This window comes from Curtobacterium sp. NPDC098951 (assembly GCF_044759965.1).
In the GTDB taxonomy this organism is placed as follows: domain Bacteria; phylum Actinomycetota; class Actinomycetes; order Actinomycetales; family Microbacteriaceae; genus Curtobacterium.
In genome coordinates, this window is sequence record NZ_JBIWAG010000001.1 from 388,759 (window position 1) to 410,072 (window position 21,314).

A 21,314-nucleotide genomic window follows, 5' to 3' on the forward strand; every position below is an offset into this window, starting at 1 on the left:
GGTGTGAGATCTCGACCGGCGGGCGGATGGTCCCTGCACTCGCACGGACGAGCAGGAGGTGTCGTTCTTCAGGACGCAGACCTGCGACGTCGCCGGGTCGGACGAGCACGCCCGGGCGGACAGCGGTGAGTTCGCCGCGGTGGACCTGCCGTTGGAGCGCGCGACGTTCCGCGCTCGGATGCCCGGCGGTGCGGATGAGGGGGATGGCGAGGACTCGTTCGTGCATGCGCCAACGATGCGGTCCTGGACGCGACCATGCGGTGCCGCCGGCCGATCTGTGGACGGTGAGCCGCGCCTCCTGGCCTGTGGAGGAGAGGACGCGTGTGCAAGGAGCGACATCGTCGAGGTCGGACGACACCGATGTTGTCGCACGTGGGCGTCTGCAACTGTTGCGTGCGCGGGAGAGCGACAAGGTCGATGTCGTACGACGTCGACCGTGTCGATTCGCGTCGGTCGGCCGACGGCAGCCCGACGGCAGCCCGGCGCGCAGCGCGTCAGCGCCGGGCGAGCTCGGCGCGGAGCGGCAGGTCCTGGTCATCGAAGATGAGCTGCGCCCCGACCGACGTCCGGGCGTTCACCACGATCGGCGCGAGCAGGTTCACCGTGGTGCCGCCGTCCTCGTCGCCACCGCCGGGGTTCGCGACGACGAGGAGCATCGCGTCCTCGGGCGCGGTCAGCCCGAGCCCGGTCGCCTGCTCGTCCGTGAGCTCCGGCGCGTACGACGGCAGGTGCACCGCGGCGTCGAGCACGAACAGCCGGGCGTCGTCGCCGACGAGCGTGAACAGCCCCTCGGCACCGTCCACTGGCGTCAGCGTGAAGACGGGGGCGGGTGCGAGGCCGAACGGCGGGACGGCGAAGGTCAGGTCGATGCTCATCGGAGGTAGTCCATCAGGGTCGGCTGCAGGACCTTCGCGGTGACGGCGAGGGCTGCCTGGTAGTTGGTCTGCTGCACCTGCAGGTCGAGGACGGCCTTGGCGAGGTCCTTGTCCTCGATGCCGGCACGCCGGTTCTCGAGCGACACGGTCGCGCTCTTCAGCGAGTCCTGGGCGGTGAGGGCCGCGGCGTGCCGGACGCCGACGTCCGCCTGCACCCCGCGCACGGTGGCGAGCGCCGCGTCGACGTCGTTGATGCGGTGGTTCACGTTCACACCGTTCTGCAGGTCGCCGACGATCGAGTCGATCATCGCGAAGACGGAGGAGGAGCCGGAGCCGAACACCGCGGTGCCGGACGTGTCGACCCGCACGGTGCTGCCGTCGCCGATGCGTCGCGTGACGTCGGCCCCGGAGGAGGCCCACCCGGTCGCCGGGTCGTACACGGTCGACGCCGTGGACGAGCCGGCGAACACCGAGCGGGTCCCGTAGGTCGTGTTGGCACGCGCCTCGAGGTCGGACTTCAGCGACTGGAACTGCGTCACCAGGGCGTCGCGGTCGGTGTCGCTCATCGTGCCGCTGTTCGCCGCCTGCACGGTGAGGTCCCGCACGTTGTTGAGCACCGAGTAGACGCTGGACAGGGCGCTGTCGGTCGTGGCGAGCCAGCCGGCGGCGTCGTTCGCGTTGCGCGTGTACTGGGCCGCGGCGGCCTGTTCCTTGCGGACCTGCATGGACGACGCGGTCCCGACCGGGTCGTCCGACGGTCGCTGGATGTTCTTCAGCGTGGTGGCCTGCTCGGTGAGCTGGGCGACCTTCGCGGCACCGGCCTGCAGTCGGGCGCTGGCCGAGGCCATCGACATCTGGGTGGTCACACGGGTGATCACGGTCAGCCCCTCCCGACGATTCCTGTGCGGTTGATGATGGTGTCGAGCATCTCGTCGACGGCGGTCAGGACCCGCGCGGCGCCCTGGTACGCGTGCTGGTAGCTCAGCAGGTTGACGTTCTCCTCGTCGAGGTCCACGCCGGCACTCGACTGCTGCTGGGTGCGCGCGTTCGTGAGCGCCAGACCCGTCAGCGTCGATTCCGACGCGGCCGACCGGGAGGCGCTGCCCACGCCCGCCACGAAGGTCGCCCAGGAGCGGTCCGCGCCGTCGGTCGCCGCGCCGAGTCGCGAGAGGGCGTCGGCGAACGAGTCGTCGAGTTCCCCCGCCGCGTTCCGCGTCGCCAGACCGCTGGCGTCGGTCGGCACGACGGCGAGGCCCTGCGCCGCCGGGACACCGGCGGTGAGCGAGAAGAACGGTGCACCGGTCGTGCCGGTGGGCGCCGTGCCGGTGGCGTGCACGGCGTTGACGGCGGTCGCGAGCTTCGTCGCGACCTGGTCGTACGAGGCGGAGGCCTCGGCGAGTGCGCCGCCGGTGCCGTTCGCCGTCGCCGGGGCGAGGAGCGACAGGTTGCCGCCGATCGAGCCGCCGGACAGTGCGACCGCTCCGGCCGAGCCGGAGGTCCAGGTGAGGGTGACCGCGGCGCCGTCCGCCATCCGCTGGCCGCCGCCGAGTGCGACGGATCGGGCGTCGGTGCCCTGCACGATCGCGTTGCCGCCGATGAGGACGTCGACCGTGCCGTCGGTGTTCTGACGGACCGTCCCGCCGGCGAGCGAGGCGATCTGCTGGGTGAGCTGGTCGCGCTGGTCGAGCAGCTCGTTGGCGTTGCCGCCGGAGGCGAGGGCGGTCCGGATCCGGCCGTTCAGGTCGGCGACCTGCGACGCGGCGTCGTTGAGCTGCTGCACCTGGCCGGCGACCGTGCCGCGGACGGTCGTCCACTGCGCGTCGATCGCCTTCGAGCCGCTCGCGAGCGCGCTCGCCACGGTCGTCGCCGCGCCGATCACGGCACTGGCGGCACCCGGGTCGTCCGGGTGGCTCGAGAGGTCGCCCCACGACGACCAGAAGGCGTCGAGCTTCGCCGAGAGGCCGTCGTCGCCGGGCTCGTGCAGTCCGTCCTCGAGCGCGCCGAGCGCCGTGGCGCGGGCGTCGGCGTAGGCGGACGACCCGGAGGCGACCCGCACCCCGGCGTCGAGCGTCAGGGACGCCAGGCGGGCGATGCCGTCGACCGAGACGCCCTGACCGGCGAGGGCGGCGGTCCCGCGCATGAAGCCGGTCTGGGCGGCGGGGATCGACGACTGCGAGACGCGCTGCCGGGTGTACCCGGCGGTGCCGGCGTTGGCGATGTTCTGCCCGGTGACGTCGATGCCGGCGCGGGCGGCGGCGAGGCCGGAGTACGCGGTGGCGAGGGATCCGAAGGTGCTGACCACGGTGCTACAGGGTCCCCTCGAAGAGTCGTGCCCCGTCCGACCCGGAGCCCGATGCTCCGGAGGCGTCGTAGGTGGCGGCTCCGGTGACGGACCCGGCGAGGGTCTCCTCGGTGGCCTGGGCGGCGGTGCGGAGGAACCGGTCGTTCTCGTCGCGGAGCGCCCCGATCTGGGTGGTGAGCTCGACCATCGCGGTGAGGTGCGCGGCGAGGATCTCGCCCCACGGGCCGTTCGGCGCGGCGGCGACGACCTCGCGGAGGGGTGCGTCGGCGGGGACGCCCCACTCCTCGGCGACCTCGGCGCTCGACGCGGCGCGCTCGAGACCGGTGCTGCGGAGGCGCTCGAGGACCTGCTCGACCTCACGGCTGGCGTGCGAGACCCAGCGGGAGCGCCCGGCGGCGAGGAGCAGCTGCTCCTCCTCGAGCTTGAAGGTGAGCAGCTCGAGCAGTTCGCGTTCGCGCCAGAGCACGGCGGACAGTTCGTTCACGCTCATCAGCTCCTCCCGGTGGGTGTGTCGGTCATCCTGCGGACACCGGGACCTATCGGGTCGCGGGTGCCGGGCGTAAGCACCGACCTGGTGACTGCGTGTGCCGGACACGAGCCGCGCCTCCTGGCAAGCACCCCATCGGGGGACAAGAACGGGCGTTCCCAGGCCGGGGTCCCCCCAAATGCCGACCGGGAAAACACCCTCTCACCCCCGCACTGGGGACGGTTGTGCACCCACTCAGGGCTTTGCCAGCCGATACATTCGAAGCGCACCGCGGGGGACACCCCGCACCGCGTCGCAGGGACGCGGGAGGTGCACCACCCGGAGGGACCCGGGTGGGTCTTCGGCGTACACACCGGCCATCCGAGGCCGGCGTGCGCCGCGCCCACGGACGGGTCACGCATGTCAGGCGACCAGGGGATCAGCATGGATCGGAACGACCGCAACGCGATGATCGTGGAGCACCTCCCGCTCGTGGGCTACATCGTCGCCGACGTCCGGGCGCGTGCCACGCACCTCGACCGCGACGACCTCGCCGCCGTCGGGTCGCTGGCCCTCGTCGCCGCGGCCGAGTCCTTCGACCCCGACCTCGGCGTCCCGTTCGGCGCCTACGCCCGCACCCGCATCAGCGGTGCCATCGCGGACGACATGCGCTCCGCCGACTGGGCGTCGCGCGGCACCCGGAAGCGGATCCGCGAGACCCTCGCCACGCAGGAGGCGCTGTCGGCCCGGCTCGGCCGGAGCGTCGGTGTGCAGGAGATCGCGGACGCGATGGGCGTCGACCGCCAGGCCGCCGCGGACGCGATGAGCGACGCGGCCCGGACCGTGTCGCCGATCGACGAGACCGTGCACGACATCCTCGCCGCCGACCTGCCGCTGCCGGGCGAGGACCTGCTCGAGGCCGAGAAGCGCCGCTACCTCCGCGCCGCCGTCGAGGCGCTGCCCGAGCGGATGCGCTTCGTCGTCGAGAACGTGTACTTCGGCGACCGGTCGGTCACCGAGGTCGCCGCCGAGCTCGGCATCACCCACTCCGCCGTGTCGCAGCAGCGCTCCGAGGCGATGCGCCTGCTCCGCGACGGACTCGCCGCGCACTACGGGGACGAGGGCGTCGTCGCGCCGCCGGCCTCGAAGACCACCGCCGCCCGGCGGAGCGCCTACCTGGCGCGGGTCGCCACGAACGCCGCAGCGGGGGTGGCGCGGGCGGTGCACGACGCCACGGCCACTCCGGCCGCGCCCGTCGTCGCGGTCAGCTAGCCGTCGGCGAACTCGTCGTCCGACGAATTCCGCCGATTCCCTAACGGCTCCGGCCGACCGGCCGAGAGTCATCCATGTCAGCCCACGGACGGGCAGACGTACGACCCAGATTTCACGGAGGAAACCACCATGGGTATGTCCATCAACACCAACCTCTCGGCACTCAACACGTACCGGAACCTGAACTCGACGCAGAACGACCTGTCGAAGTCCCTCGAGAAGCTCTCGAGCGGCCTCCGCATCAACCGTGCTGCCGACGACGCGGCCGGTCTGTCGATCTCCGAGGGGCTGAAGTCCCAGGTCGGTGGCCTCACGGTCGCCGCCCGCAACGCGCAGGACGGCATCTCCGTCGTGCAGACCGCTGAAGGTGGCCTCACCGAGACCCACTCGATCCTCCAGCGCATGCGCGACCTGGCCGTGCAGGCCGGCAACGACTCGAACAACGCGGACTCCCGCACGGCGATCTCCACCGAGGTCACCGAGCTGTCCAAGGAGCTCACCCGCATCTCCCAGTCGACCAACTTCAACGGCATCAACCTGCTCGACGGCTCCGCCGGCACCGCAGGCGTCCTGAAGTTCCAGGTCGGCGCCAACGGCGACGCAGCGAGCCAGATCGACGTCGACCTGTCGGGCGCGAACGTCTCGACCGTGGCGACCGCCGTCACCGGTCTCGACTTCACGACCGCCACCGGCGCGCAGAGCGCGATCACGACGATCGACGCGCAGATCAAGAACGTGTCGACGGCACGTTCGAACATCGGTGCCATCCAGAACCGCTTCGACCACGCCATCAACGTGACGAACGTGGCCAAGGAGAACCTCACCGCTGCCGGTTCGCGCATCACCGACGTCGACATGGCGGAGGAGATGGTCAAGTACACGCGCGACAACATCCTCAGCCAGGCCGGCACGTCGATGCTCGCGCAGGCGAACCAGAGCACGCAGGGTGTGCTCTCGCTCCTGCGCTAGCAGCGCTGACGCCGTCGTCCGGGATCGTTCAGGTACCCCGGGCGGCGGCGTCGTCCGCACCCTTCCACCCCGTAGCGGCAGGAGCCATCGATGTCGTCCGTCTCATCGGCCAGCAGCCTCGCGATCGACGGCCTCGTCAGCGGCCTGAAGACCACCGACCTCATCAACTCCCTGATGAGCGTCGAGGGCGTCCCGCAGACGCTCCTCAAGAACAAGCTCACGTCCACGAACTCGTTCATCTCGTCACTGCAGACGATCAACGGGTTGGTGCAGACCCTCGCGACCAAGGCGAAGGACGCGGCCAAGGCCACCTCGCTCGACCTGTTCACGGCGACGAGCTCCTCCGCCGGGGTCACCGCCGTCACCGGTGCGAACGCCGCCGCGGGGTCGCTCAGCTTCACCGTCGGGTCGACCGCGTCCGCCCAGGTGGGCGTGACCGCCGCGATGGCCACCTGGTCGTCGGCCGCCGAGCCGATCACGCTCGTCGGGTCCGACGGCACGAAGACGACGGTCACGCCGGCGTCGGGCTCCCTCGACGACACCGTGTCCGCGATCAACAAGTCCGGTGCGGGCGTCACGGCGACCCGGGTCGCGGCCGGCACCGACACGGACGGCACGAAGCTCTACCGCCTGCAGCTCACCTCGTCGAAGTCCGGTGCAGCCGGCGCCTTCGAGGTGTACCGCGGCACCGCCGACGAGGTCACCGCCGGCACCGCGACGAACGTCCTCACCCAGACGGGTGCCGCCGTGGTCACGCAGGCGAAGGACGCCAGTGTGACCCTGTGGGCCGGCACCGCGGCGGCGCAGACGGTGACGAGCGCGACGAACACGTTCACCGACCTCGTCCCCGGGGTCAGTGTCACCGTGACCCAGCCCACGACCGACCCGGTGACGCTGACGGTCGCGCAGGACACGACCAAGGCCCAGGCCGTCGCGTCCGGGCTCGTCGACGCGATGAACGCCGTCGCCGCCTACTACCGCTCGAACACCGCGGTCACGAGCACGACCAGTGCCACGACCGGCACCACCTCGACCACCGCGGGGGTGCTCTCCGGCGACGGCACCACCCGCGATGTCGTCCAGCGGCTCGCCAGCACCATGTCCGCGCCGGTCGGTGGGAAGTCACCGTCGTCGATCGGGATCTCGATCACGAAGGACGGCGACTTCACCTTCGACGCCGACGCCTTCCAGAAGGCCCTCGCGACCGATCCGGAGGGCACGCAGGCGATGCTGACCGGCGTCGCGGCGAACGTCGGCGCGGCGGCCACCTCGGCGTCCGACAAGTACGACGGGTCCATCACCACCGCGATCACCGGGCAACAGGCCGTCGCGAAGGACCTCAACACCCAGATCGACAGCTGGACCGACCGGCTCACCTCGCGTCGCGCAGCGCTGCAGACGATGTACGCGAGCCTCGAGACCAGCCTCAGCAAGCTCCAGTCCCAGTCGAGCTGGCTGGCGAGCCAGTTGGCGTCGACGACGAGCTGACAGGAACCCCATGAACGCCTTCGACCTCCAGTCCGCCGCCTTCCGGCAGGCGGCCCAGCCCCGCACCGTCACGGACCAGCGCCGTGCGCAGTACACGAACGAGGCCGTCCTGTCGGCGACGCCGGCGCAGCTCGTCACGATGCTCTACGACCGGCTGCTGCTCGACCTGCACCGCGCCGAGGCCGCACAGACGACCGCCGACTGGGAGGCCGCCCGCGAGCAGCTCCTGCACGCGCAGGCCATCGTCGGCGAGCTGTCCTCGACGCTGAAGATCGACGTGTGGGACGGCGGCGAGGGACTGCTCGCGATCTACAACTACGCGTCGACGTCGCTCATCACCGCGAACGTGCACCGGGACGTCCAGGCCACCCGCGACTGCATCCGGATCCTCGAGCCGCTGCGGCAGTCGTGGCACGAGGCCGCCGCGGCGATCCCGGCAGCGACCGCGGTGCAGCAGCCGACCGGTGGAGCGCTCGGTGTCGCCTGATGCGGAACGCCGTGCCGCCTGGGAGGCCGTGCTCGACGCACTCGAAGCCGACCTGACGGCGGACGGCGACGTGCCGTGGTCCGAGCCGACCGCGCTGGGACCGGTGCCGCGGAAGCTGGTGGGGCGCGCCTCCCGGCTGCTCGCCGCGCAGCGCGACCGGATCGCGACGCTCGAGGGGGACCGCCGGGCGACGCTCGACCACCTCGGTGCGCTCCGTGCGGTGGACGCGACGCGGGAGCCGCGGGGCTCGGTGTACCTCGACGCCTCGGCCTGAGGCCGCGGGGGGCGGGCGCGGGGTGGGGCGCGGGGTCGGGGCCGTCCGACCCAGAACGACAACATCGACGTCGTACGACGACGGCTGTGTCGTTCGTGCGCGCATGCAAGTTCGGGCGTGTGCAAGTTCGGGCGTGTGCAACGGGTGACGTTGTCGGTGTCGTACGACGTCGACGGTGTCGTTCGGGCGCGCATGCAAGTTCGGGCGTGTGCAACGGGTGACGTTGTCGGTGTCGTACGACGACGGCTGTGTCGTTCGGGCGCGCGTGCAAGTTCCGGCGTGTGCAAGATGGCGCGGGCGCAACGGTCGACATGACCGACGTCGTACGACATCGGCGTTGTCGCTCGGAGGCGCGGGCAACAGTGCGCGCGTGCAACCGGCGACATGACCGGCGTCGTACGACGTCGGGGTTGTCGCTCGGAGGCGCGGGCAACAGTGCGCGTGCGCAACCGGCGACACTGTCGACGTCGTACGACATCGGCGTTGTCGTAACGAGTCGGCTCGCCCGCCCGCCCGCCCGCCCACCCGCCCCCCGTTCGGGGCGACCCCTAACGCGCCCCACGGCCCGGCCGACAGCGCCCGGTGAGCACGGATCGCTCACCAGTTCGGCCACGGATCGGCCACCGCCATCGCGCGACGTCACCAGGGGGTGGCGCGCACACCGAGGGGACGGTCCACCGTGTTCGATTCCGTGACGAGCGTCGCACTGCAGAGTGCGCTCGACGGCCTGTCGATGCGGCAGAAGGTGATCGCGAACAACATCGCGAACATCAACACGCCGAACTACCACGCCGAGAAGGTCCAGTTCGAGGACGCCCTCGCGAAGTCGATCGTCGACGGGAACGGCGCCACCACGCCGACCGTCGCGCGGAGCCTCGAGCCGACCAACACGAACGGGAACAACGTCAACCTCGACGAGGAGACGCTCTCGAACATCGACACCGTGCTGCGGTACCAGTTCGCGTCGCAGGCGATGAACTCCGAGCTCACCAGCATCCGTGCGGCGATGCGGACCACCTCGTGACCACGTTCGACGCGATCGGCATCGCGAGCACCGGCATGACCGTGCACCGCAAGTGGCTCGACGCCGTGTCCGACAACATCGCGAACGTCAACACCGTGAAGTCGATGGACGACACCGCCTTCCAGGCCCGCTACGTCGAGGTCCAGGAGGGCAACGGCGTCTCCGGCGCCTACGTCAAGGGCGCCGCGTTCGGCAGTGCCGCCGGCCGGGTGACCTACGACCCGGACAACCCGCTCGCGAACGCGGAGGGCTACGTCCGCATGCCGGACATCGACCTCGGCACGCAGATGGCGGACCTCATCATGGCCCAGCGGGGGTACCAGGCGAACGCCGCCGTGGTCGACCGCGCGAAGACCGCCTACGAGGCGGCCCTGCAGATCGGGAAGAACTGATGCCCATCGACGCCGTGAACGGTGTGACCACCAACGCGATGACGAACGCGCTGACGAGCCTGAGCGGCACGTCCAGCGACGTCGGCACGAGCGCGACGAGCGGAGTCGCGGCCGCCGGCGCGACGTCCGACGGCAGCGGGTTCGCCGCCAGCCTCGGCAACGCCGTCGACGGCCTGCAGCAGCTGCAGAGCGACTCGAAGACCCTCGCCCTGAAGGCCGTCACCGGCAACCTCGACGACATCCACGACGCGACGATCGGCGCCACCCGCGCGCAGGTCACGCTCGAGCTCGTCTCCGCCGTCCGGAACAAGGGCGTCGACGCCTTCAACGAGATCATGAGGATGCAGGCCTGATGCCCGTCGCCATCAAGGACCTCTTCGGACGTCTCGCCGCCTACGTCAAGGGCTTCAGCGCCGCCCAGCGGACCATCGCGATCCTCGTCATCGCCGCGCTCGTGCTCGGCGGCATCGCGCTCGCGAGCTGGCTCGGCAAGGCGTCCTACGCGCCGCTGTTCACCGGCCTGGCGGCGGCCGACGCGGCGAGCGTCACCGACCAGCTCACCACCGACGGTGTGCCGTTCCAGCTCACCGACGGCGGCGCGACGATCCTCGTCCCGCAGGGCTCGGTGTACTCCGAGCGGCTCAAGGCCGCGTCGAACGGGCTGCCGGCGTCGAACGAGGGCGGCTACTCGCTGCTCGACAAGATGGGCGTGACGAGCTCCGAGTTCCAGCAGGACGTCACCTACAAGCGTGCGATGGAGGGCGAGCTCGCGAAGACCATCGGCGCGATGGACGGCGTCCAGACCGCGACGGTGCAGCTCGCGATCCCCGAGAAGACCGTGTTCGTGTCCGAGGAGAAGGACCCGACCGCGTCGGTGTTCATCGCCACGAAGAACGGGGCCGAGCTGTCCACCGACCAGGTCCAGGCGATCGTGCACCTCACGAGCGCCGCCGTCGAGGGCATGCAGCCGACCGACGTCTCGGTCGTCGACGCGAAGGGCCAGACGCTCTCCGCCGTCGGGACCGGCGCGACCGGCAGCGGGGCCGACCAGGCGGCCGACTACGACGCCGCGACGAGCAAGAAGATCCAGGATCTGCTCGACACGACCCTCGGCGCCGGGAACGCCAGCGTCGTGGTGTCCGCGACCATGAACCAGAACTCCGGCACGCGGACCTCGGAGTCGTACACGACGCCGACGACCGGCCCGGTGGCCCTGAACGAGTCGTCCTCGACCGAGCAGTACGGCTCGGGGTCCGGCGCATCCTCGGGGGCGACGGGCGTGCTCGGTCCGGACAACATCGCGGTGCCGAACGGCACGGCGAGCTCCGGCACGGACGGGTACACGAACGAGTCGGCGACGAAGAACAACGCCGTCGACCACACCACCGAGACGACGCAGCTGCCGGCCGGCGGCCTCTCGCGGCAGACGATCTCGGTCGCCCTGAACTCGAAGGCGAACGCCGTGCAGAACGCGAACCTGCAGAGCATCAACGACCTCGTGGCCGCGGCCGCCGGCGTCGACCAGACCCGCGGCGACCAGGTCCGCGTGGCGATGATGGACTTCGACACCAGCGCCGCCGACAAGGCGACGAAGGCGCTCGAGGCCCAGCAGCAGGCCGACCAGCAGGAGGCCCTGTGGTCGTCGATCCGCACCGCCGGCATCGTCGTGGGGGCGCTCCTCGCCCTCGTCGCGATCATCGTCTTCCTCGCCCGCCGCAGCCGGAAGCAGGAGCGCGAGGCCGTCGACCTCGGCGAGCTCGACGCGTTCTCGGGTGAGACCTTCCAGCTCCCGCTCGCCGTGGACGGCGCGGACCGCAGCCCCCTGCAGGCCGGGGACGCCCCGACCGTCGCGCTGCCGACCATCCCGCACGACGACTCGCCCACCGAGGTCCTCACCACCGAGGAGATCAGCGCCGAACGGCGTCGGCAGGACATCTCCGCCCTCGCCGAGCGGGACCCGAAGCGCACGGCCGAGCTCCTCCGCGGACTCCTCGACGACCGGGCACCGGTGTGAGCGCGCTCGTGCCGAGCGTCGGCGGGACCGGCGCGGGCGACCGTGCCCTGACCGGCGCGCAGAAGGTCGCGCTCATCCTCATGCAGATGGAGACCGAGCGCGCGGCCGAGGTGATGAAGCAGTTCACCGAGATCGAGGCCGAGGAGATCTCCGCCGAGATCGTGCGGATGCGCCGCGTCGAGGACACCGTCGTCGACCGCACCCTCACCGAGTTCCACCGGATGACGCTGAGCGGCCGCACGCAGAAGCGCGGCGGCAAGGAGACCGCCCTCGGGCTCCTCGAGGCGTCGTTCGGTGCCGAGCGCGCCGCCGGCGTCATGGACCGGCTCGCCTCGAACCTCGCGGGGCAGTCCTTCGACTTCCTCGACGACGCCGAGCCCGGGCAGGTCGTCACGCTCCTCGAGGGGGAGCTCCCGCAGACCATCGCCCTCGTCCTCGCCCACCTGAAGCCCGCGCAGGCCAGCGCCGTGCTCGCCGGGGTGGACGAGCGCGCCCGAACCGACGTCGCCCAGGCGTTCGCGACCATGGGGAGTGCGACCCCGGAGGCCGTCGGGATCGTCGCCGGCGTCCTCCGGCAGCGCGCCGGCGCCGTGGTGTCCCCGCGTGAGAGCGTCGAGGTCGTCGGCGGCATCGCCCCGCTCGTCGACATCATCAACCGCTCGGACGTCGCCACCGAGAAGGCCGTCCTCGACGGGCTCGAGGCGCGCGACCCGGAGCTCGCCGAGGACATCCGCTCCCGGATGCTCACCTTCGAGGACATCGTCAAGCTCGAGTCCCGCGACATCCAACAGGTGCTCCGCGGCATCGACTCGAAGCTCCTCGCGACCGCGATGAAGGGTGCCGCCGCGCCGGTCGTCGAGACGATCCGCGCGAACGTCTCCGAGCGCAACCGCGAGCTGCTCGACGACGAGCTGCAGGCCATGGGCCCCGTCCGGGTCTCGCAGGTCGAGGAGGCCCGCGCCGAGGTCGTGCGGTCCGTCCGCGAACTCGAGGCGCAGGGCGTCATCACGGTCCACCGCGCCGAGGAGGACGAGCTCGTTGACTGAGTCGATCGTCCAGCGCGTCGCGTTCCCGGTGATCGGGGACTCCGCCGCGAGCGCGCGCGCGTCGAGCGCCGACGTGCGCGGCCACGCTGCCGGGTACGCCGCCGGACTCCGGCAGGCGCAGGCCGAGACCGACGCGCTGCGCGCCCGGCTCGAGTCCGAGCACGCGGCCCGCGCCGCCTCGATGCAGGCCGACACCGCGCGCCGCATCGCGGTCCTCGACGCCGCGACGAACGCGATGCTGTCGCACGTCGCGCCGGTCCTCGACCAGGCCGAGCAGTCGGTCGCGGTCGCCGCCGTCGACCTGGCGGAAGCCGTCGTCGGGTACGTGATCCGCGCCTCCCGAACCGCGGACGCCGCGGGTGACGGACGGGAGGCGCGGGTCGTCCCCGGTGCACAGGCGACCGTCGAGCGGGCGCTCGCGTCGGTCGACCGCACGGTCGCCGTGGCCGTCCGGCTGAGCGTCGCGGACGCCGCGCGCGTCGCCGACCTGGACCTGCCGGTCCCGGTCGTCGCCGACCCGTCGCTCGTCGACGGCGACGCCGTCGTCGACCTGCCGGACGGGTTGCTCGACGCGCGGATCGCCACGGCGCTCGACCGCGCCCGCACGGCGCTGGGGGTGGCACCGTGACCGCGACGCTCCTGCGCCCCCGCGGGCTCGACGAGGCACTCCGGCAGGCCGCTCCGCAGCGCGTCGGGGTCGTCACGAGCGCCGTCGGCCTCGGCCTCACGATCGCCGGACTCGACGCGCACGTCGGTGAGGTCGTCTCGGTCGGCGCCGAGGGTGCACAGCAGACCCTCGTCGAGGTCGTGGCGACCGACTCCTCCGGCGTCCGCTGCATGCCGCTCGGACGCCTCACCGGTGTCACCGCCGGCACGCCCGCCCGGCCCACCGGTCGACCGGTGCTCGTGCCGACCGGCACGGGACTGTTCGGGCGCGTGCTCGACGGGCTCGGACGGCCGATCGACGACCGCGGTCCGCTCGTCGGGGTCGGCGGCGAGCCGGTCGCGTGGGTGCCGCTCGACCACGAGACGCCGAACGCGATGGCGCGGACGCGCATCGACACCCCGATGCAGCTCGGCGTCCGCGTGCTCGACACCCTCACCACGGTCGGGCGCGGGCAGCGCATGGGCCTGTTCGCGGGCTCCGGCGTCGGCAAGTCCTCGCTGCTGTCGATGATCGCCCGGGGGAGCGACGCCGCCGTCAACGTCATCGCGCTCGTCGGTGAGCGTGGACGCGAGGTCCGGGAGTTCCTCGAGGACGACCTCGGCCCCGAGGGCCTGGCCCGCTCGATCGTCGTCGTGTCCACCTCGGACGAGCCGGCGCTCATGCGGCTGCGGGCCGCGTTCGTCGCCACCCGCATCGCCGAGTCGTTCCGCGACGCCGGCCAGGACGTCGTGCTGATGATGGACTCGCTCACCCGCGTGGCGATGGCGCAGCGCGAGATCGGGCTGTCCGTGGGGGAGCCGCCGGCCACCCGGGGGTACCCGCCGTCGACGTTCTCGGTGCTCGCCGGGCTGCTCGAACGGGCCGGGACCGACCGGGTCGGCAGCGTCACGGGCCTCTACACGGTGCTCGTCGACGGCGACGACCACAACGAACCGATCGCCGACGCCGCCCGGAGCATCCTGGACGGGCACGTCGTGCTCGACCGGAAGCTCGCGATCACCGGCCACTTCCCGTCGGTCGACGCGCTCGGCTCGGTGTCCCGCGTGGCATCGAAGGTGACCACGCCCGGACAGCGCGGCGCCGCGACGGCCCTCCGCACGGTGATGGCCGCCCGGAAGGCGGCGCAGGACCTCCTCGACGTCGGTGCGTACCAGCGCGGCACGAACCCGCTCGTCGACGCCGCCGTCGACCACCAGGACGCGATCGACGGCTTCCTGCGGCAGGGCATGGACGAGCGCGCCACCGCGTCCTCGTCGTGGCGCTTGCTCGACCAGCTGGTCGCCACCCTCGGCGTCGAAGGTCGTGCCTGATGGCCCGCCGCTTCCCGCTCGCCGGGCTCCTGCGCCTCCGGCACGCCGAACAGGACCGTGCCGCCGCGGCGCTCGCCACCGCGAACGAGCGGGTACGAGACGCCGCCGACGCACGGATCGCCGCGCGCCGGAACCTCGCCGACACCGAGGGGACGCAGCACGTGCAGGACGCCGCGACCCTCAGCGCCGTCGCCGCGGCCCGTGCCGCCACCCGGGGGATGCTCGAGGAGCTCGACGCCGTGGTCCGGAACCGCCGCGCCGACGCCGACCGGGCGCAGGACGACTACACCGCCGCACGCCGCTCGGCCCTCGGGCTCGAGAAGCTCGAGGTCCAGCACGACCAGCAGCAGGTCGCCGACGAGCTCCGCACCGAACAGAACGCCCTCGACGAGATCGCGGCACGCAGCCGCACGGAAGGTGGTGCCCGATGAGCGTGGACGCCGTGCTCTCGCGGATCTCCGTGATCCGGACCCAGATCGATGCCCTGCGCACCGGGACGACCGCCGCGGCGGCGACCTCGCAGACCGCGGGTGCCGACACCTCCAGCGCCTTCGCCGACGCGATGGCGACCGCGACCGGGACCGGGACGACCGGCACGGCGGCGACCGCGGCGTCGGCGTCGACCGCTCCCGCGACGTCGGTCGACGCCGGCACGGGGACCATCGCGACGGGCAGCGGCGCGACCGGTGCCGACGTGGTGGCGGACGCGAAGAAGTACCTCGGCGTGCCGTACGTCTTCGGCGGCACCACGACGAGCGGCATGGACTGCTCGGGGCTCGTGCAGACGGTGTTCAAGGACCTCGGGGTGACCATGCCCCGTGTCGTGCCGGACCAGGCGAAGATGGGCGTCGAGGTGGGGTCGCTCAAGGACGCCCAGCCCGGGGACCTGATCGTCCCGAAGGGCGAGGGCCACGTCGTCATCTACGTCGGCGACGGCAAGGTGCTGCACGCGCCGCGACCGGGCAAGGACGTCCGGATCGTCGACAACTGGTACAAGGACTCGGACATCGCCACGATCCGACGCATCGTGCCCGCGCAGGCGTCCGCCACGACCGCGACGTCCGCGGCGTCAGGTGGGACGGACCTGCAGACGGCGGCGCTGCTCTCCCTGATGCAGTCCGGGAGCGCAGCATGAGCCTGACGATCAGCACGCAGCCGGCCGCCCCGGCACCCGCTCGCGCCGGGTCGTCGGCACCGGCCCCGGCGTCCGCCGACTCGTTCGGCGCCGCGCTGGCCGCAGCCGGGTCCGCGGCAGCCGGCACCGCCGCGGACGGGGACCGCCGCACGGCTCCGTCCGACGCACGCCGTCCGGCACCGCACGGGACGGACCGGGACACGCGTCCCACGACCTCGCCGGCCGGACGACGACCGACGGACGACACCCCGACCGACGACGCCGCGACCGGTCCGGCCGCGGGCGGGACGACCGGTGGTGCGGACGTGACGCCGACCGCCGACCCCGCTGCGACGGTGGCCGCACTCGTGGCGTCCGCCGCCGCGGCCCCGTCTGCCGGTGCCGAGACGCTCGGGGCCTCCGCCGTCGTCCCGGACGTGACCTCCCCGACGCCGCCGGCACCGGCCGCCGCGGTCGCTCCGGCCGGCGACGCGTCGCCGCTCGCAGGGACCGCGATCCAGTCGGGCGCGCGCCTCCGTGCGACCGCCACGCCTGCGACGATCGACGCCTCGCCGGCAGCGGTCCCGACCCCGACGGCCGCGCCCGCCACCACCGGCAGGGCAGCCGCGGCCCTGAACCAGACCGACGCGACCCCCGTGGCGACGGCCCCCGCACCCGCGACGACCGCCGCACCCGTGACGACCGCCGCACCCGTGACGACCGCCGCACCCGCCACCGCCGTAACCGCGACCGCCGCATCCGCGACGCCCCCGCCGGTCGCGGGTCCGGCGAGCGCCCTGCCCGCCGCGGCACCGGCCCCGTCGACGACCGGCGGCCCCGCGACCCCGACCACCCCGAGCGCAACGACCTCGGCGTCGGTGTCCCCGACCTCGACGACCCCGACCCCGACCACCCCGGTCGCCCCGGTGGTCCAGGCGACCCCGGGTGCCACCGACACCGCCGCACCGACCCAGCCCGTCTTCGCCACGGCGACGGCCGTCCCGACCGTCGGCACCGCGGGCGTCGATGCCCGGACCGGCCACGGGTCGGACGGAGGGACGCGCGACCAGGGTGATCCGCGCCTCCAGTCCGTCACCGCACCCCGTGGCGGTGAGGGCGCCTTCGCGGTCCCGGCCACCTCGACCACCGCGTCGGTCGCACCGGCGGCCGCGACGGCCGGTTCCGCGACCGCGAACGCGCCGGTGCCGCTCCAGCAGCAGCTGAGCCGTCCGGTGTTCGCGCTCGCGCAGGCCGGCCCGGGGGAGCACGTCGTGACCGTCCAGGTGACCCCCGACGCGCTCGGCCCCGTCACCGTCCGAGCGCACGTGACCGCGCACGGCATGCACGTCGAGCTGTTCGCGGCGTCGGACGCCGGTCGGGACGCCGTGCGACAGGTGCTGCCGGACCTCCGCCGCGACGCCGCCGGGTCCGCCCTGTCGACGACGCTCGACCTGTCCTCGCAGAACCACCCGGACGCACGGTCCGGGCAGGACGACCGGCCCACCCCGGCGAGCCCCCGCCTCGACCCCGGCCAGGAGGCGCGGCCCACCCCGCGCGCACCCGGCACCGCCCACACGCCCACCGTCCGCAGCGTCGGACTCGACGTCCTCGCCTGAGCGACGACCTCCAGCACCGGCAGAACCGAAGGGAACCACTATGCCGATCGACGGCATCACCGGCACCGTGGACCAGGCCGCGCAGGCCGCGGCCCTCGCCGCCAACCAGTCCGGCTCGCGCTCGCAGACGATGGACTCCGAGGTGTTCATGAAGCTCCTGGTCACGCAGCTGCAGAACCAGGACCCGTCCTCGCCGATGGACACGAACCAGATGATCAGCCAGCAGACGCAGCTCGCGATGATGGAGCAGATCACCAACCAGACCACGACGGCGAACGAGAACTTCTCGCTGCAGATGCGGATCGCCGCCGCCAACCTCGTCGGGAAGCAGGTCAGCTACACCGACGCCACGTCCGGCACGACGATCACGGGGACGGCGACCGCGGTCTCCTACGCCCAGAGCGTGCCGACCGTGACGGTGAACGGGAAGGAGGTCAACCTCGACGTGATCTCCGGCATCAAGACGACCCCCTGACCCCCGCTCCCTCCTCCTCTTCTTCTTCTTCGGTACCTCCACGAAAGGACGCACCATGCTCCGCTCGCTCTACTCCGGGATCTCCGGCCTCCGTTCGCACCAGCAGATGCTGGACGTCACGGGCAACAACATCGCCAACGTCAACACGGTCGGCTTCAAGTCGTCGTCGACGGTCTTCCAGGACACCCTGTCGCAGATGACCCAGGGTGCCGGTGGACCGCAGACCGGCATCGGCGGCACGAACCCGGCCCAGATCGGCCTCGGCGTCCAGGTCGCCGGCGTCTCCACGAACTTCGCGCAGGGCTCCGCCCAGGCGACCGGCAAGGCCACCGACCTGATGATCTCCGGCGACGGCTTCTTCGTCACCCGGCTCGGCAACGACACCGTGTACAGCCGTGCCGGCGCGTTCGACTTCGACGCTGACGGTCGCCTCGTCACCGCCGACGGCAAGATCGTGCAGGGGTACCCGGCCACGAACGGCGTCGTCAACGAGAACGGCGCGCTGTCCGACATCGTCCTGCCGCTCGACGCCGCCGCCCCCGCCGTCCGCACCTCCACCGCCGGGGTGACCGGCAACCTGCCGTCCGAGACCGCGGTCGGCCAGGTCCTCACGCGCGACGCCACCGTCTACGACGCCTCGGGCGCGAAGCACACCATGTCGATCGCGTACGAGCGCACCGCCGCCGGGTGGGACGTCACCGCGACCGACGGACAGGGCACGCAGGCGACGACGTCGCTCACCTTCGGCGCCGACGGCAAGCTCACGGCCGGTGGCACGCTCGCCGTCGGGGGCATCGCGGTCGACATGCGGCAGCTCACGGGCTTCGCGTCGCTGAACACCGCGTCGATCTCGTCGCAGAACGGCCACGAGGCCGGCTCGCTCCAGGGCTACTCCATCTCGAAGGACGGCACGGTCGTCGGGACGTTCTCGAACGGCGCGTCGCTCGCCATCGGCCGGATCGCCCTCGCGACGTTCGCGAACCCGGCGGGCCTCGAGAAGACCGGGGCCTCGGGCTACCGGGCCACCGCGAACTCCGGCAACGCCTCGGTCGGCGCCCCGGGGTCGCCCGGCGTCGGGCAGCTCGCGTCGGGAACGCTCGAGATGTCGAACGTCGACCTGTCGCAGGAGTTCACGAACCTCATCGTGGCGCAGCGCGGGTTCCAGGCGAACGCGCGCATCATCACGACCTCGGACGAGGTGCTGCAGGAGCTGACGAACCTGAAGCGCTAGGCGCGGTGTGGCTGCGTCGCGGCGCGGTCGCGGCGCGGACTGCGTTCGCACAACCGAAGGCACCGCGAACCACGGGCACCCGTGGTTCGCGGTGCCGTTCGTTGCGCGGCGGGTGCGGGTTCGGCGGGGCAGGCCCGACGCGGCGGCGCGGGTTCGGCGGGGCAGGCCCGGCGCGGCGGGGCGTGGTGCGGCGAGGTGCGGAGCGGGGGTCGCGACGCGACCACACGACGGCCGGGAGGCGCGGGGCGGGCCCGCACCGTGCCTCCCGTCCGTCAGCGGGTCACCGCACCGTCGCGTGACGGTGGAGGGTCCCCGGCCGTGGCGGCGGAGGACGACGGTCCGTCGTGACCGGTCAGTCGGTCCGGCGTGCGAGGTGCGTCGGACGGCTGGGATCAGCGGGCGACACCGAGGTCGGCGGGACCACGAGCACCGGGACGTGCGCGTCGTGCATGACCGACTCGCCGACGCTGCCGGCGAGCAAGCCGCCCACAGCACTCCCGTGCCGGCGACCGACGACGACCAGTGATGCCGAGGCCGACTCGTGCAGCAGGACTCGCGCGGCGGAACCCCGTCGGGCTCGTCCGAGGGCGGAGACCTCGGGGTACGCAGCGTCGACGGCGTGGAGCGCTGCCGCGAGCTGCAGATCGGCCGTCCGCGCCCAGGCCGACAGGTCGCCCTCGAAGTACACGGCGCCGAACGGGGTCGTCGTCGAGGGCGATTGCCATGCCCGGACGAGGACGAGCTCGCGGTGCCAGCGGGCTGCGAACGCACCCGCGTACGCGAGTGCTCCGGCTCCGGAGCGGCTGTCCACACCGACGACGACGGGGCCGCCGTGTTCGACGCGTTCCTCCGGGACGACGATCACGGGCGTCGCCGCCCCGGCGACCACGCGCTCGGCGACCCGGCCGTGCAACGAGGCGAGCAGACGTCGTCGCTGGCGACCACCGATGACGAGCACGTCCCCCGTGGCTGCCCCGCCGAGGATCCCGCGCACGGTTCCGCCGTCGACCAGGCTCGTCGTCACGGACAACCTCGGATGGTGGCGCAGCAGGACGGATCGCGTCTCGACGAGCCGACGCTCGGCCGTGGACGGGAGGTCCCCGACGAGTTCGGGGACGCTGATCACCCGGACGACGTCGAGTCTCGGGTCGACGGTCTCGGCCAGCCATGCCACCGCCGCCTCGGTGGCATCCGAGTCGTCCACTGCGATCGTGTACCGGGTCATCCAGACCTCCACCACTCACGACGCTGCGGTCGCCGCCCCGTCCAGCGACCGTAGTGTCGGGGGTCGTCCCGGGGCTGGGTCGAAGGTCCCGTCACGGCGCTCGGCGGCCGGCGCTCGGCGGCCGGCGCTCGGCGGCCGGCGCTCGGCGGCCGGCGCTCGGCGGCCGGCGCTCGGCGGCCGGCGCTCGGCGGCCGGCCCCTCGGCTCAGAGACCGTCGTCGAGCTCGATGTGCTCGTCCGACGGGATCCTGATCGTCTGGACGTCGCGGTCCGTCCGGTGCACCGTCAGGACGGTGACCGAGACGCCTCCGTACCTGGTGTGCTGGATCACGGTGAGCTCGTCGCGATCGTCCAACGCCAGTCCCGCGCCGAGTGGTGGAGATCCGAGCGGGCCGGCCGTGTACTCGTGTCGAACCATCGAGACGCTCCGTCCCGGATGGCATCCGTCGTTCGCAGCGTCCTCTCGTTCCCGGCGCGGTGCGAGCGGCAACGGTCTGTCCACCGCTCCTCGAGGCGCAGAGTCCGCGGGGTGCGGACACGCGAAGAGGGTCAGGCGTCACCCGTCACGGTGCTGGTGCCGATCCGAGCAGGCGTCGCGCACCCGCTGTGACGTGCATCGACTCGTGCTCGGTGAACCGCGACGTCGGCGGCGGGACCGAGCAGGGCCTCGAGGTGCACCCACGGCGGCGCCCCGCCACGGAACTCGGCTTCGGATGCGCGGCGGAGGACGCGTTCGGCGTCGTCCGCCGCCGGGTCGGCGGGGAGTACCCGGAGTTCGGTGGCGACGTCGTCGGACATCGCGGGTCCACGCCGCACCGTGACGATGCGGAGCTCCGCGGTGAGGAGTCGGGCGAGTGCTGCCGCTGGGCGGAGGCCGGTGTGGGGATCGTCGGCGCTGAACCCGGTACCGAACCGACCGACGCGGAGCGTGTCGATGCGCGCCCTGCGCGCCCTGCGCGCCGTCCGTCGCTGACGGACGGGGGACCTTCGGCACTGGTCACGGCGCCCGGGACCGCCGAAGCTCGTGACGGCGCTGACCGGCGTCGTCGCTCGAGCGTCGGAGGCTCC

Annotated in this window: 24 protein-coding genes; 17 read left to right on the forward strand and 7 right to left on the reverse strand. The window is 72.6% G+C overall.

The features are described from left to right. Positions 1 to 494: 494 nt before the first annotated feature. From fliW to ACIQUC_RS01800, 4 genes are read right to left on the reverse strand one after another with little or no spacing between them, the layout of a single operon-like run. Positions 495 to 875: a flagellar assembly protein FliW gene (gene fliW / locus ACIQUC_RS01785; RefSeq protein WP_402262553.1), complete on the reverse strand. Its 381-nt coding sequence runs from the start codon at positions 873 to 875 to the stop codon at positions 495 to 497. After that, complete coding sequence (flgL, locus tag ACIQUC_RS01790) at positions 872 to 1,753, reverse strand: flagellar hook-associated protein FlgL (RefSeq protein ID WP_402262556.1); 882 nt, start codon at positions 1,751 to 1,753, stop codon at positions 872 to 874. Before flgL ends, fliW begins: the two co-directional genes overlap by 4 nt. A 2-nt stretch (positions 1,754 to 1,755) precedes the next feature. Next, positions 1,756 to 3,177, reverse strand: a complete 1,422-nt coding sequence (gene flgK / locus ACIQUC_RS01795; protein WP_402262559.1) for a flagellar hook-associated protein FlgK — start codon at positions 3,175 to 3,177, stop codon at positions 1,756 to 1,758. Positions 3,178 to 3,181: 4 nt separating this feature from the next. Continuing rightward, positions 3,182 to 3,667, reverse strand: coding sequence for a flagellar protein FlgN (locus tag ACIQUC_RS01800; RefSeq protein WP_022907314.1), 486 nt, complete (start codon positions 3,665 to 3,667; stop codon positions 3,182 to 3,184). Positions 3,668 to 4,087: 420 nt separating this feature from the next. Between ACIQUC_RS01800 and ACIQUC_RS01805 the strand changes: the two genes are divergently transcribed. The 17 genes from ACIQUC_RS01805 to ACIQUC_RS01885 all read left to right on the forward strand — a co-directional run bounded on the left by ACIQUC_RS01805 (position 4,088) and on the right by ACIQUC_RS01885 (position 19,022). Beyond that, entirely contained in the window at positions 4,088 to 4,915 is an 828-nt protein-coding gene (locus ACIQUC_RS01805; RefSeq protein WP_402262562.1) for a sigma-70 family RNA polymerase sigma factor, read from the forward strand. A gap of 129 nt (positions 4,916 to 5,044) precedes the next feature. Further along, the gene (locus ACIQUC_RS01810) at positions 5,045 to 5,884 is read left to right on the forward strand and encodes a flagellin (protein ID WP_402262565.1); all 840 of its coding nucleotides are present in this window, start codon (positions 5,045 to 5,047) and stop codon (positions 5,882 to 5,884) included. 90 nt (positions 5,885 to 5,974) lie between these two features. Next, complete coding sequence (gene fliD, locus ACIQUC_RS01815; RefSeq protein ID WP_402262568.1) at positions 5,975 to 7,372, forward strand: flagellar filament capping protein FliD; 1,398 nt, start codon at positions 5,975 to 5,977, stop codon at positions 7,370 to 7,372. A gap of 10 nt (positions 7,373 to 7,382) precedes the next feature. Beyond that, complete coding sequence (fliS, locus tag ACIQUC_RS01820) at positions 7,383 to 7,859, forward strand: flagellar export chaperone FliS (protein WP_402262571.1); 477 nt, start codon at positions 7,383 to 7,385, stop codon at positions 7,857 to 7,859. Beyond that, complete coding sequence (locus tag ACIQUC_RS01825; protein WP_402262574.1) at positions 7,849 to 8,133, forward strand: hypothetical protein; 285 nt, start codon at positions 7,849 to 7,851, stop codon at positions 8,131 to 8,133. Before fliS ends, ACIQUC_RS01825 begins: the two co-directional genes overlap by 11 nt. A 679-nt stretch (positions 8,134 to 8,812) precedes the next feature. Next, positions 8,813 to 9,157 carry a flagellar basal body rod protein FlgB gene (locus ACIQUC_RS01830; protein WP_402262576.1) on the forward strand — a complete coding sequence of 115 codons (345 nt, stop codon included), beginning with the start codon at positions 8,813 to 8,815 and terminating at the stop codon, positions 9,155 to 9,157. Next, a complete protein-coding gene (locus ACIQUC_RS01835) occupies positions 9,154 to 9,549 on the forward strand; it encodes a flagellar basal body rod protein FlgC (RefSeq protein ID WP_022907321.1) in 396 nt (131 codons plus the stop codon). The genes ACIQUC_RS01830 and ACIQUC_RS01835 overlap by 4 nt, the downstream gene beginning before the upstream one ends. Beyond that, positions 9,549 to 9,902 (forward strand): flagellar hook-basal body complex protein FliE, encoded by a 354-nt coding sequence (gene fliE / locus ACIQUC_RS01840; RefSeq protein ID WP_402262579.1) that lies wholly within the window; start codon positions 9,549 to 9,551, stop codon positions 9,900 to 9,902. Before ACIQUC_RS01835 ends, fliE begins: the two co-directional genes overlap by 1 nt. Next, positions 9,902 to 11,563, forward strand: a complete 1,662-nt coding sequence (gene fliF, locus ACIQUC_RS01845; protein WP_402262582.1) for a flagellar basal-body MS-ring/collar protein FliF — start codon at positions 9,902 to 9,904, stop codon at positions 11,561 to 11,563. Before fliE ends, fliF begins: the two co-directional genes overlap by 1 nt. Further along, positions 11,560 to 12,609: a flagellar motor switch protein FliG gene (gene fliG, locus ACIQUC_RS01850; protein ID WP_402262585.1), complete on the forward strand. Its 1,050-nt coding sequence runs from the start codon at positions 11,560 to 11,562 to the stop codon at positions 12,607 to 12,609. The genes fliF and fliG overlap by 4 nt, the downstream gene beginning before the upstream one ends. Then, positions 12,602 to 13,237: a hypothetical protein gene (locus ACIQUC_RS01855; RefSeq protein WP_402262588.1), complete on the forward strand. Its 636-nt coding sequence runs from the start codon at positions 12,602 to 12,604 to the stop codon at positions 13,235 to 13,237. The genes fliG and ACIQUC_RS01855 overlap by 8 nt, the downstream gene beginning before the upstream one ends. Beyond that, positions 13,234 to 14,586: a FliI/YscN family ATPase gene (locus tag ACIQUC_RS01860; protein WP_402262591.1), complete on the forward strand. Its 1,353-nt coding sequence runs from the start codon at positions 13,234 to 13,236 to the stop codon at positions 14,584 to 14,586. Before ACIQUC_RS01855 ends, ACIQUC_RS01860 begins: the two co-directional genes overlap by 4 nt. Beyond that, positions 14,586 to 15,017 carry a flagellar FliJ family protein gene (locus ACIQUC_RS01865; protein ID WP_402262594.1) on the forward strand — a complete coding sequence of 144 codons (432 nt, stop codon included), beginning with the start codon at positions 14,586 to 14,588 and terminating at the stop codon, positions 15,015 to 15,017. Before ACIQUC_RS01860 ends, ACIQUC_RS01865 begins: the two co-directional genes overlap by 1 nt. Further along, positions 15,014 to 15,721, forward strand: coding sequence for a C40 family peptidase (locus ACIQUC_RS01870; protein WP_402262598.1), 708 nt, complete (start codon positions 15,014 to 15,016; stop codon positions 15,719 to 15,721). The genes ACIQUC_RS01865 and ACIQUC_RS01870 overlap by 4 nt, the downstream gene beginning before the upstream one ends. Further along, positions 15,718 to 17,316: a flagellar hook-length control protein FliK gene (locus ACIQUC_RS01875; RefSeq protein ID WP_402262601.1), complete on the forward strand. Its 1,599-nt coding sequence runs from the start codon at positions 15,718 to 15,720 to the stop codon at positions 17,314 to 17,316. Before ACIQUC_RS01870 ends, ACIQUC_RS01875 begins: the two co-directional genes overlap by 4 nt. A 40-nt stretch (positions 17,317 to 17,356) precedes the next feature. Next, positions 17,357 to 17,791, forward strand: coding sequence for a flagellar hook assembly protein FlgD (locus tag ACIQUC_RS01880; RefSeq protein ID WP_402262604.1), 435 nt, complete (start codon positions 17,357 to 17,359; stop codon positions 17,789 to 17,791). A gap of 55 nt (positions 17,792 to 17,846) precedes the next feature. Next, the gene (locus ACIQUC_RS01885; protein ID WP_402262607.1) at positions 17,847 to 19,022 is read left to right on the forward strand and encodes a flagellar hook protein FlgE; all 1,176 of its coding nucleotides are present in this window, start codon (positions 17,847 to 17,849) and stop codon (positions 19,020 to 19,022) included. 352 nt (positions 19,023 to 19,374) lie between these two features. On the opposite strand, the gene ACIQUC_RS01890 is transcribed toward ACIQUC_RS01885, so the two are convergent. The 3 genes from ACIQUC_RS01890 to ACIQUC_RS01900 form a co-directional block, all read right to left on the reverse strand. After that, positions 19,375 to 20,247, reverse strand: a complete 873-nt coding sequence (locus tag ACIQUC_RS01890; protein ID WP_402262610.1) for a universal stress protein — start codon at positions 20,245 to 20,247, stop codon at positions 19,375 to 19,377. Positions 20,248 to 20,451: 204 nt separating this feature from the next. Further along, on the reverse strand, positions 20,452 to 20,577 hold the full coding sequence (locus ACIQUC_RS01895; RefSeq protein ID WP_402262613.1) for a hypothetical protein: 126 nt from the start codon (positions 20,575 to 20,577) through the stop codon (positions 20,452 to 20,454). Between the two features lie 218 nt (positions 20,578 to 20,795). Next, positions 20,796 to 21,044 (reverse strand): hypothetical protein, encoded by a 249-nt coding sequence (locus ACIQUC_RS01900; RefSeq protein ID WP_402262616.1) that lies wholly within the window; start codon positions 21,042 to 21,044, stop codon positions 20,796 to 20,798. Positions 21,045 to 21,314: the final 270 nt, after the last annotated feature.

Excerpts from the sequence above, each read along its gene's own strand:
- fliW (WP_402262553.1), bottom strand. The coding sequence starts at position 875 with ATGAGCATCGACCTGACCTTCGCCGTCCCGCCGTTCGGCCTCGCACCC.
- fliE (WP_402262579.1), top strand. The coding sequence starts at position 9,549 with ATGCCCATCGACGCCGTGAACGGTGTGACCACCAACGCGATGACGAAC.
- ACIQUC_RS01805 (WP_402262562.1), top strand. The coding sequence starts at position 4,088 with ATGGATCGGAACGACCGCAACGCGATGATCGTGGAGCACCTCCCGCTC.
- fliS (WP_402262571.1), top strand. The coding sequence starts at position 7,383 with ATGAACGCCTTCGACCTCCAGTCCGCCGCCTTCCGGCAGGCGGCCCAG.
- ACIQUC_RS01885 (WP_402262607.1), top strand. The coding sequence starts at position 17,847 with ATGCTCCGCTCGCTCTACTCCGGGATCTCCGGCCTCCGTTCGCACCAG.
- ACIQUC_RS01890 (WP_402262610.1), bottom strand. The coding sequence starts at position 20,247 with ATGACCCGGTACACGATCGCAGTGGACGACTCGGATGCCACCGAGGCG.
- fliF (WP_402262582.1), top strand. The coding sequence starts at position 9,902 with ATGCCCGTCGCCATCAAGGACCTCTTCGGACGTCTCGCCGCCTACGTC.
- ACIQUC_RS01870 (WP_402262598.1), top strand. The coding sequence starts at position 15,014 with ATGAGCGTGGACGCCGTGCTCTCGCGGATCTCCGTGATCCGGACCCAG.
- ACIQUC_RS01900 (WP_402262616.1), bottom strand. The coding sequence starts at position 21,044 with ATGTCCGACGACGTCGCCACCGAACTCCGGGTACTCCCCGCCGACCCG.
- ACIQUC_RS01875 (WP_402262601.1), top strand. The coding sequence starts at position 15,718 with ATGAGCCTGACGATCAGCACGCAGCCGGCCGCCCCGGCACCCGCTCGC.
- ACIQUC_RS01810 (WP_402262565.1), top strand. The coding sequence starts at position 5,045 with ATGGGTATGTCCATCAACACCAACCTCTCGGCACTCAACACGTACCGG.
- ACIQUC_RS01880 (WP_402262604.1), top strand. The coding sequence starts at position 17,357 with ATGCCGATCGACGGCATCACCGGCACCGTGGACCAGGCCGCGCAGGCC.
- fliD (WP_402262568.1), top strand. The coding sequence starts at position 5,975 with ATGTCGTCCGTCTCATCGGCCAGCAGCCTCGCGATCGACGGCCTCGTC.
- ACIQUC_RS01800 (WP_022907314.1), bottom strand. The coding sequence starts at position 3,667 with ATGAGCGTGAACGAACTGTCCGCCGTGCTCTGGCGCGAACGCGAACTG.
- ACIQUC_RS01865 (WP_402262594.1), top strand. The coding sequence starts at position 14,586 with ATGGCCCGCCGCTTCCCGCTCGCCGGGCTCCTGCGCCTCCGGCACGCC.